This window comes from Streptomyces prasinopilosus, assembly GCF_001419695.1.
Lineage (GTDB): Bacteria > Actinomycetota > Actinomycetes > Streptomycetales > Streptomycetaceae > Streptomyces > Streptomyces prasinopilosus.
The window spans coordinates 1-8,612 of sequence record NZ_LIRG01000157.1; the positions used below are offsets into that span (position 1 = coordinate 1).

Here is an 8,612-nt window from a genome sequence, read left to right on the forward strand (position 1 = left end):
GCGCGCGGCCGGCCGCGCGCGTCCACCCCCGCGCGGACGGGCCGGAGGCGGACGGGCCGAGTCCGGTTCCGGACCGTCGGCCGGAAGGCGGACGCTGTCGCGGCCGGTCGGGGGGCGTCTTCCCCGTCGCCCTCTTCCGGCGCCCCGCAGGCCCGGCGGCGGACGGTGAGGAGGACGGAGTGAGAGGGTGGGGCGGGGAAGCGGTACCCGGGACGCGTAAGGCCCCGGACGCCTCTGGGACACCGAGAGTTCGCTGTCCGCCAGACGGACCTCGGGCGCGCGGGGCACTGCGTGCCGGATACGGTGGGAACACCATGAGTGCATCGCAGACCTCGGACGTTCCCACGCTCCTCGTCAAGATCTTCGGCAAGGACAGGCCGGGCATCACAGCCGGTCTCTTCGACACCCTCGCCGCCTACTCCGTCGACGTGGTCGACATCGAGCAGGTCGTCACCCGTGGCCGCATCGTGCTGTGCGCGCTCGTGACCGAGCCGTCGCAGGGCCTGGAGGGCAATCTGCGGGCGACCGTCCACAGCTGGGCGGAGTCCATGAAGCTGCAGGCGGAGATCATCTCCGGCATCGGCGACAACCGCCCGCGCGGGCTCGGCCGTTCCCTGGTCACCGTGCTCGGCCACCCGCTCACCGCCGAGACGGCGGCGGCGATCGCCGCGCGGATCACCCGGTCCGGCGCCAACATCGACCGTGTCTTCCGGCTCGCCAAGTACCCGGTGACCGCGGTGGAGTTCGCGGTGTCCGGCACGGAGACCGAGCCGCTGCGCACCGCCCTGGTGACCGACGCGGCGAAGCTCGGCGTCGACATCGCCGTGGTGGCGGCCGGGCTGCACCGGCGCGCTCAGCGTCTGGTCATCATGGATGTGGACTCCACCCTCATCCAGGACGAGGTGATCGAACTCTTCGCCGCCCACGCCGGCTGCCAGGACAAGGTCGCCGAGGTGACCGAGGCGGCGATGCGCGGGGAGCTGGACTTCGAGCAGTCGCTGCACGCGCGCGTGCGGCTGCTGGCGGGACTGGACGCCTCCGTGGTGGACAAGGTGCGCAGCGAGGTGCGGCTGACACCGGGTGCCCGCACCCTGGTCCGCACGCTGAAGCGGCTCGGTTACCAGGTGGGTGTGGTCTCCGGGGGGTTCACCCAGGTCACGGACGACCTGAAGGAACGGCTCGCGCTGGACTTCGCCCACGCCAACACGCTGGAGATCGTCGACGGGAAGCTGACCGGCAGGGTCACGGGCGAGATCGTGGACCGGGCGGGCAAGGCACGGCTGCTGCGCCGGTTCGCCGCCGAGGCGGGGGTCCCGTTGTCGCAGACCGTGGCGATCGGCGACGGCGCGAACGACCTGGACATGCTCAACGCGGCGGGTCTCGGAGTCGCCTTCAACGCCAAACCGGTGGTACGTCAGGCCGCCCACACGGCCGTGAACTTCCCCTTCCTGGACACGGTCCTGTACCTGCTGGGCATCACGCGGGAAGAGGTCGAGGCGGCGGACATCCTCGACCTGAACTGAGTCGCGCGGAGGGGTCGCGGGCCCACCGGCCGCACCGCACCCGAGGCCTCCGGTCCGCGGCCGTCCGGTCCGCGGCCGTCCGGTCCGCGGCCGTTCAGCTCCCGGCCGCCGGTCGTCCTGCCGGGAGCGTAGGGCCCGGCACCGGGTCCGTGCCGCCGGTGCCCGGCCCCTGCGTCATGCCGTGCGGGTCACTCGCTGGGGGCCCAGTAGTCGAGCAGGGTGGCGACGCCCGGCTCCAGGGACTTCCAGGAGCCGGTGAAAGACAGCACGGCGAACGCGGCCGCCGGATATCCGCGGCGCTTCATGCGCTCGCGCGCGTCCCCCTCGGCCGATCCGGTGAGGATCTCGGCGGCTGCCTGGAGCCCGGGGTTGTGGCCGACCAGGAGTACGTTCTGCGCGTCGTCCGGGGTCTCGTTCAGCAGGGCGATCAGCTCACCGGGCGAGGCCTCGTAGATCCGCTCCTCGTACACCGTCTTCGGGCGCTGCGGGAACTCGTGCACCGCGAGTTTCCACGTCTCCCGGGTCCGGGTCGCGGTGGAGCACAGGGCCAGGTCGAAGGCTATGGCGGAGTCGGCGAGCTTGCGTCCGGCGACCGCGGCGTCCTTCCTGCCGCGCTCGGCGAGCGGGCGCTCGTGGTCGGCCACCGGCGGCCAGTCGGCCTTCGCATGCCGGAAAAGGACAATCCTGCGGGGTTCTGCGACGCTCATGTGACCCAGCTTCGCACGAAACAGGCCACGGGGCGCAGGTAGTTGACGGCCACGTCCGGGGCTCAGCGGGCCATGAGCCACTGCGCCCGCTCGATGAGACGGGTGAGCCCGGGCTCCGCGGTCGCCGCGTGGGCGTCCGCGGGGTTCAGGAGCAGGGTGAGCAGGGCGACGAAGGCGAGGGCGGGCAGGGCGAGGGCCCACCACGGCAGCCGTATGTCGACGCCTCCCCGGGGGGCCGGGTGGGGCCGGGTGTGCGTGCGCGCCGCCATGGGGGCCTCCGCTCTTCGAGTGGTCCGTGTCCGCGTCCCGCGGCCACCTCTCGAAGGTAGGTACTCCCGGGCTCCCGACCCATCCGGTGACCCACCTACTTCACCCTGAGCCTGGCCCCCTAGGGGATGGGGGTGCCAGCACCACCACGGGCCACGGGCCGGAACGGCGGGGGTGTCACGGCGCCAGGATGCTCGCGATCACACCGATGACGATGAAGATGGCGAAGAACGCGCCGAAGACGAGCAGCATCTTCTTCTGGCCGTTCTGGGGGTTCGGGTCGAGGACTGGCATGGGGCAAGTCTCGCACCCGCCGCCGGTCCGGCGCGCTCCGGGGCGCCCGTGGGCCGCAGAACCGGCCGGCCGCGGGCTCAGCGGCCGGCCGCCTCCTCCTCCACCGTGCGGGCGCGGCCCGCCAGCACGCCCGCGGCCATCTGCGGGATCAGCAGGGCGGACATGAGCGCCAGCGGCAGGCCCCAGCCACCGCTGTGCTGGTAGAGGAAGCCCACCAGGAGGGGGCCCGGGAGGGAGATCAGGTAGCCGGTGCTCTGCGCGAAGGCCGACAGCTTGGCCACCCCCGCGCCGGACCTCGCCCGCATCCCGACCATGGTGAGCGCGAGCGGGAAGGCGCAGTTGGCGATGCCCAGCAGCAGCGCCCAGGCCAGGGCCCCGGCGGCGGGCGCGAAGTACAGCCCGGCGTACCCGACCAGGCCGCTCACGCCGAGCACGACCACGATCGGGCCCTGCCGGGGCAGCCGCGCGGCGACGCGCGGGATGACGAAGGCGAGCGGCACGCCCATCACCATGGTGAGCGCGAGGAGCAGTCCGGCCGTGCTCGCGGGCACGCCCGCGTCCCGGAAGATCTGCGGCATCCAGCCCATGGTGATGTAGGCGGCGGTCGCCTGGAGGCCGAAGAAGACGGCCAGCGCCCAGGCGGTCCGGCTGCGGGTGATCCGCGGTCCGGGTGCGGGCACCCGCTCCCGTGCCGGGCGCCGGCCGGGCACCCGCTTCCCCGGCGTTCCCTCCCCCGATGTGCGCCGCTCCCTCCGCCGCCGCTCCCGTGCGGGTGTCCGCTCCGCCGGTGCCCTGCCCCGCTCCCCCAGGAACAGGAGCCAGGGCAGGACGGCGGCCGCGGCGAGCGCCGCCCACAGGACGAGCCCCGCCTCCCAGTCCCCGCCCAGCACCTCGGTCGCCGGCACGGTCACCGCCGCGGCCAGGGCCGTCCCGAGGGCGAGGGCCATGGAGTACAGGCCGGTCATGGAACCGACCCGGTCGGGGAACCACTGCTTGACGATGACCGGCATCAGCACGTTGCCGACGGCGATGCCCATGAGCGCGAGGGCGCTGACCGCGACGAAGCCCGCCGTGCTCCCCGTGAACGGACGGATCAGCAGACCGGCGCCGATGGCGGCCATGCCGGCGCACACCACCGCGCCCGGTCCGAAGCGGCGGGCCAGCCGCGGGGCGGTGACGCCGAAGACGGCGAAGCACAGGGAGGGCAGGGAGGTGAGCAGCCCGGCCACGGTGCCGCTCATGCCGAGCCCGGTGCGGACCTCCTCGAGCAGCGCGCCGAGGCTGGTGATGGCGGGGCGGAGGTTCAGCGCCGCCATCACGATGCCGACGACGAGCAGCCGCACCGTCCACCCGTGCGTGCCGGACCGTCCGGTTCCCCGGTCGCCGGCCTCCCGGTGACCCGGTTCCGGGCCGCCTCCGGCGGGCCTCTCTCGGCTCTCCGGGGCCTCGGACGCCGGAGGCGCCGCGCACGCGGTCGTGGACGCCGCCGTGGACGCGGCCGTCCGGGATTCCTCACCAGCCATGAAGCCCATCATAAAATCATAGGATGATGGGCTGTCCCTGTCGGGATCGCCGTCCACCGCCCCCGTCGTGCGAAGGTGTCCCATGCCCCTGAGCCATCCCCGTCGTTCCGCGCTGTCCGAGCAGGTCATCTCCGCGCTGCGGGCCCAGATCGTCTCGGGCGAGTGGCCGGTGGGCACCCGCATTCCGACCGAACCGGAACTGGTCGAACAGCTGGGAGTCGCCCGCAACACGGTCCGTGAGGCCGTCCGCGCGCTGGCGCACAACGGCCTGCTGGACATTCGCCAGGGCTCGGGCACGTACGTCGTCGCCACGAGCGAGCTGGCGGGTGTGATGCACCGCCGCTTCGCCGACGCCGACCCCGGGCACATCGCGGAACTGCGCTCCGCCCTGGAGGCGTCCGCGGCGCGGCTGGCCGCCCGGCGGCGCACCGCGAAGGACCTCGAACAGCTCGACGCGCTGCTGCGGCGGCGCGAGGAGGCCTGGGCGGCGGGCGAGGCCGAACCCTTCGTGGCGGCGGACGCCACCTTCCACCTCGCCGTCGTGGCCGCGTCGCACAACGACGTGCTGACCACGCTCTACGCGGACCTGAGCGAGGTCCTGCGGGACTGGCTGCGCGACGACGTGGGCCGGGAGCTGACCCCCCGGACGCACATGGACCACTCCCGGCTGCTGGACGCGGTCCGCGCGGGCGACGCGGCGACGGCGGCCGAGGAGGCCGCCTCCTATCCGCTCGTGTGCCGTCCCGGGCGCGTCAGCCCGCCTTCCGGTGGCTGATCCACGCCGTCCCGACCTCGTCCCAGCAGCGTCCGGCGAGCCGCACGGTCTGCGCGGGTCCGGCGGCCACCGGCGCACTGTCGCTGTCGAGGTCCCACCACCGGACGCATTCGATGTGCAGGCGCACGTGGTCGGTGTCCGGGTAGGGGTTGTGGCAGTACGCGATCACCCAGGACCCGTCGACCCCGATCCGGCAGGCGGCTCCGAACGGGTCCCCGGCCGCCGCGGGGTCCGGCCGGGCGCCGGCCGCCCCCGCGTCGGCGGGGTGCACCGACGCGTGCGGCATCGCGTCGTACGGCATCGCGTCGTCCGCCAGGAGCGGCACGAGGCCGACGCCGGCGGCGACGGTGGCGGTCATCGAGGCCAGACGGTGCAAGCGCACAAGGGGGACCTCCTCGGCCGTGCTGGGGGGAGGGGGATCACGCGGCGAACGCGTACTCCACGGTCCCCCGCCGGCGCCGGACCCCGCCTGCCCTGCTGAGCCGATCGGGTGAGGGACGGCCGAGGGCCCGCGCCCTCGCGGACGCGGGCCCTCGAAGGCCGCTGCGGGCGGAACCCGGCCGGGGCTCAGGCGCCGACGGCGTGCAGCCCGCCGTCCACGTGGACGATCTCGCCCGTGGTCTTCGGGAACCAGTCGCTCAGCAGCGCGACGACGCCGCGGCCGGCCGGCTCCGGGTCCTTCAGGTCCCACTCCAGCGGGGCACGGGTGTCCCACACGGAGGCCAGCTCGCCGAAGCCCGGGATGGACTTGGCGGCCATGGAACCGATCGGGCCCGCCGAGATGAGGTTGCAGCGGATGTTCTGCTTGCCCAGGTCGCGGGCCATGTAGCGGCTGGTCGCCTCCAGGGCGGCCTTGGCGGGGCCCATCCAGTCGTACTGCGGCCAGGCGTACTGCGCGTCGAAGGTGAGGCCGACGACGGAGCCGCCGCTCTGCATCAGCGGCAGGCAGGCCATGGTCAGCGACTTCAGGGAGAACGCCGAGACGTGCATGGCCGTGGAGACCGACTCGAACGGCGTGTTGAGGAAGTTGCCGCCGAGCGCGTCCTGCGGCGCGAAGCCGATGGAGTGCACGACGCCGTCGAGGCCGCCGAGCTCCTCGCCCACGACGTCGGCCAGCCGGCCGAGGTGCTCCTCGTTGGTCACGTCGAGCTCGATGACCTTGGCGGGCTTGGGGAGCTTCCTGGCGATGCGCTCGGTCAGGGTGGGCCGCGGGAAGGCGGTCAGGATGATCTCGGCGCCCTGCTCCTGGGCCAGTCTGGCCGTGTGGAAGGCGATGGAGGACTCCATCAGCACACCGGTGATCAGGACGCGCTTGCCCTCGAGAATTCCGCTCATGTCGTTCAGTGACCCATTCCCAGTCCGCCGTCAACGGGGATGACGGCTCCAGTGATGTACGAGGCGTCGTCCGAGGCGAGGAACCGCACGGCCGCGGCGATCTCCTCCGACTGCGCGTACCGGGCGAGCGGCACCTGCGCGAGGATCTTCGCCTGCTGCTCCTCGGTGAGCTCCCGGGTCATGTCGGTGTCGACGAAACCGGGGGCGACGACGTTGAAGGTGATGTTGCGCGAGCCCAGCTCACGGGCGAGGGAGCGCGCGAAGCCGACCAGGGCGGCCTTGGAGGCGGCGTAGTTCGCCTGCCCGGCGGAACCGAGGAGCCCGACGACCGACGAGATGAGCACGACGCGGCCCTTCTTGGCCCGCAGCATGCCGCGGTTGGCGCGCTTGACGACGCGGAAGGTGCCGGTGAGGTTGGTGTCGACGACGGACGTGAAGTCCTCCTCCGACATGCGCATCAGCAGCTGGTCCTTGTTGATGCCTGCGTTGGCGACCAGCACCTCGACGGGACCGTGTGCTTCCTCGATCTCCTTGTAGGCCTGCTCCACCTGCTCGCTGTCGGTGATGTCGCACTTGACGGCGAGGAAGCCCTCGGGGGGCTCGCCCGAGCGGTACGTGATCGCGACCTTGTCACCGGCATCGGCGAACGCGCGGGCGATGGCGAGGCCGATGCCCCGGTTACCTCCGGTGACGAGAACCGAGCGGCTCAACGGATCACCCCTTCGATAGCGGTCTGGAGCCCCTGCGCGCGGCAGGCGCCTTCCCAGGAAACCTATCGGGCCGTCCGCTCCCCGGAGCAATCGGGCACCGACAGTGACACACGGGAGCAACTGTCGGGTCCCTACAGTCGGCGCCCCACGCCCGGACGGGGCCGGTCCGCCGTTCCGGGCGCGTGCGCGGCCCCCGTCCCGGCCCGTCCGGCCCGTGCCGCGGGGAGGAACGTGCTTGACTTCGGTCTCGTGTACGAGCCGCACCAGCGGGACGCGGCCGCCGGCCGGAGCGAAGGGAAGCCGTTCGTGCCCCATGAAGTCGATCAGTCGTTCCTGGCGCTGCCCCTGCGCGCCCTCGCCGACGCCGCGCTCGCGCGGGCGCGGGCGCTCGGGGCGGAGCACGCGGACTTCCGTCTGGAGCGGGTGCGCAGCGCGTCCTGGCGGCTGCGGGACGCCAGGCCGGCCGGGTCGTCGGACACCACCGACCTCGGGTACGCGGTGCGCGTGGTGCACGGCGGGACGTGGGGATTCGCCTCCGGGGTGGACCTCACCCTCGACGCCGCCGCCAAGGTCGCCTCGCAGGCCGTGGCGATGGCGCGGCTGTCGGCGCAGGTGATCCGGGCCGCCGGGTCCGAGGAGCGGGTGGAGCTGGCCGACGAGCCCGTGTACGCCGACCGGACGTGGGTCTCCTCCTACGGGATCGACCCGTTCACCGTGCCCGCCGGGGAGAAGGCCGGGCTGCTGGCCGAGTGGAGCGCGCGGCTGCTGGCGGCGCGCGGGGTGGACCACGTGGACGCCTCGCTGCTCACCGTGCACGAGAACAAGTTCTACGCCGACACCGCGGGGACCGTCACCACGCAGCAGCGGGTGCGGCTGCACCCGGTGTTCACGGCCGTCTCCGTCGACGAGTCGAGCGGTGAGTTCGACTCCATGCGCACCCTCGCGCCGCCCGCCGGGCGCGGCTGGGAGTACCTGACGGGCACCGGCTGGGACTGGGACGACGAGCTGGAGCGGATCCCGGAGCTGCTCGCCGAGAAGATGCGCGCGCCGAGCGTCGAGCCGGGCCTGTACGACCTGGTCGTGGACCCGTCCAACCTGTGGCTGACGATCCACGAGTCCATCGGGCACGCCACCGAGCTGGACCGGGCCCTCGGCTACGAGGCCGCCTACGCGGGCACCTCGTTCGCCACCTTCGACCGGCTGGGGAAGCTGAAGTACGGCTCCGAGCTGATGAACGTCACCGGCGACCGCACCGCCGAGCACGGTCTGGCGACCGTCGGGTACGACGACGAGGGCGTCGCGGCGCAGTCCTGGGACCTGGTGAGGGACGGCACGCTGGTCGGCTACCAGCTGGACCGGCGGATCGCGAGGCTGACCGGGTTCGAGCGGTCCAACGGGTGCGCGTTCGCGGACTCCCCCGGGCACGTGCCGGTGCAGCGCATGGCCAACGTGTCGCTGCGGCCGGATCCGGCCGGGAT

At 73.1% G+C, this 8,612-nt stretch carries 10 protein-coding genes; 3 read left to right on the forward strand and 7 right to left on the reverse strand.

The window, feature by feature from the left end:
- Positions 1 to 314: 314 nt before the first annotated feature.
- Positions 315 to 1,523 (forward strand): phosphoserine phosphatase SerB, encoded by a 1,209-nt coding sequence (serB, locus tag AOK18_RS07940; RefSeq protein ID WP_055693862.1) that lies wholly within the window; start codon positions 315 to 317, stop codon positions 1,521 to 1,523.
- Between the two features lie 188 nt (positions 1,524 to 1,711).
- On the opposite strand, the gene AOK18_RS07945 is transcribed toward serB, so the two are convergent.
- The 4 genes from AOK18_RS07945 to AOK18_RS07955 form a co-directional block, all read right to left on the reverse strand.
- A complete protein-coding gene (locus AOK18_RS07945; RefSeq protein WP_055693863.1) occupies positions 1,712 to 2,230 on the reverse strand; it encodes a SixA phosphatase family protein in 519 nt (172 codons plus the stop codon).
- A gap of 62 nt (positions 2,231 to 2,292) precedes the next feature.
- Positions 2,293 to 2,499 (reverse strand): hypothetical protein, encoded by a 207-nt coding sequence (locus AOK18_RS07950; protein ID WP_055575134.1) that lies wholly within the window; start codon positions 2,497 to 2,499, stop codon positions 2,293 to 2,295.
- A 175-nt stretch (positions 2,500 to 2,674) separates the two neighbouring features.
- Positions 2,675 to 2,791, reverse strand: a complete 117-nt coding sequence (locus AOK18_RS35120) for an SGM_5486 family transporter-associated protein (RefSeq protein WP_095534108.1) — start codon at positions 2,789 to 2,791, stop codon at positions 2,675 to 2,677.
- A gap of 77 nt (positions 2,792 to 2,868) precedes the next feature.
- On the reverse strand, positions 2,869 to 4,323 hold the full coding sequence (locus AOK18_RS07955; RefSeq protein WP_240503102.1) for a CynX/NimT family MFS transporter: 1,455 nt from the start codon (positions 4,321 to 4,323) through the stop codon (positions 2,869 to 2,871).
- A 73-nt stretch (positions 4,324 to 4,396) separates the two neighbouring features.
- On the opposite strand from AOK18_RS07955, the gene AOK18_RS07960 reads away from it, so the two are divergent.
- The gene (locus AOK18_RS07960; protein ID WP_055693865.1) at positions 4,397 to 5,089 is read left to right on the forward strand and encodes a FadR/GntR family transcriptional regulator; all 693 of its coding nucleotides are present in this window, start codon (positions 4,397 to 4,399) and stop codon (positions 5,087 to 5,089) included.
- On the opposite strand, the gene AOK18_RS07965 is transcribed toward AOK18_RS07960, so the two are convergent.
- The 3 genes from AOK18_RS07965 to fabG form a co-directional block, all read right to left on the reverse strand.
- On the reverse strand, positions 5,067 to 5,447 hold the full coding sequence (locus AOK18_RS07965; RefSeq protein WP_074993672.1) for a hypothetical protein: 381 nt from the start codon (positions 5,445 to 5,447) through the stop codon (positions 5,067 to 5,069). The two genes, AOK18_RS07960 and AOK18_RS07965, sit on opposite strands and share 23 nt — an antisense overlap.
- Before the next feature lie 209 nt (positions 5,448 to 5,656).
- Positions 5,657 to 6,424: an enoyl-ACP reductase FabI gene (fabI, locus tag AOK18_RS07970; protein WP_055573031.1), complete on the reverse strand. Its 768-nt coding sequence runs from the start codon at positions 6,422 to 6,424 to the stop codon at positions 5,657 to 5,659.
- A gap of 5 nt (positions 6,425 to 6,429) precedes the next feature.
- Positions 6,430 to 7,134: a 3-oxoacyl-[acyl-carrier-protein] reductase gene (fabG, locus tag AOK18_RS07975; protein WP_055693866.1), complete on the reverse strand. Its 705-nt coding sequence runs from the start codon at positions 7,132 to 7,134 to the stop codon at positions 6,430 to 6,432.
- A gap of 306 nt (positions 7,135 to 7,440) precedes the next feature.
- On the opposite strand from fabG, the gene AOK18_RS07980 reads away from it, so the two are divergent.
- Positions 7,441 to 8,612: TldD/PmbA family protein (locus AOK18_RS07980; protein WP_055693867.1), on the forward strand; the 1,172-nt coding region annotated here is incomplete at its 3' end.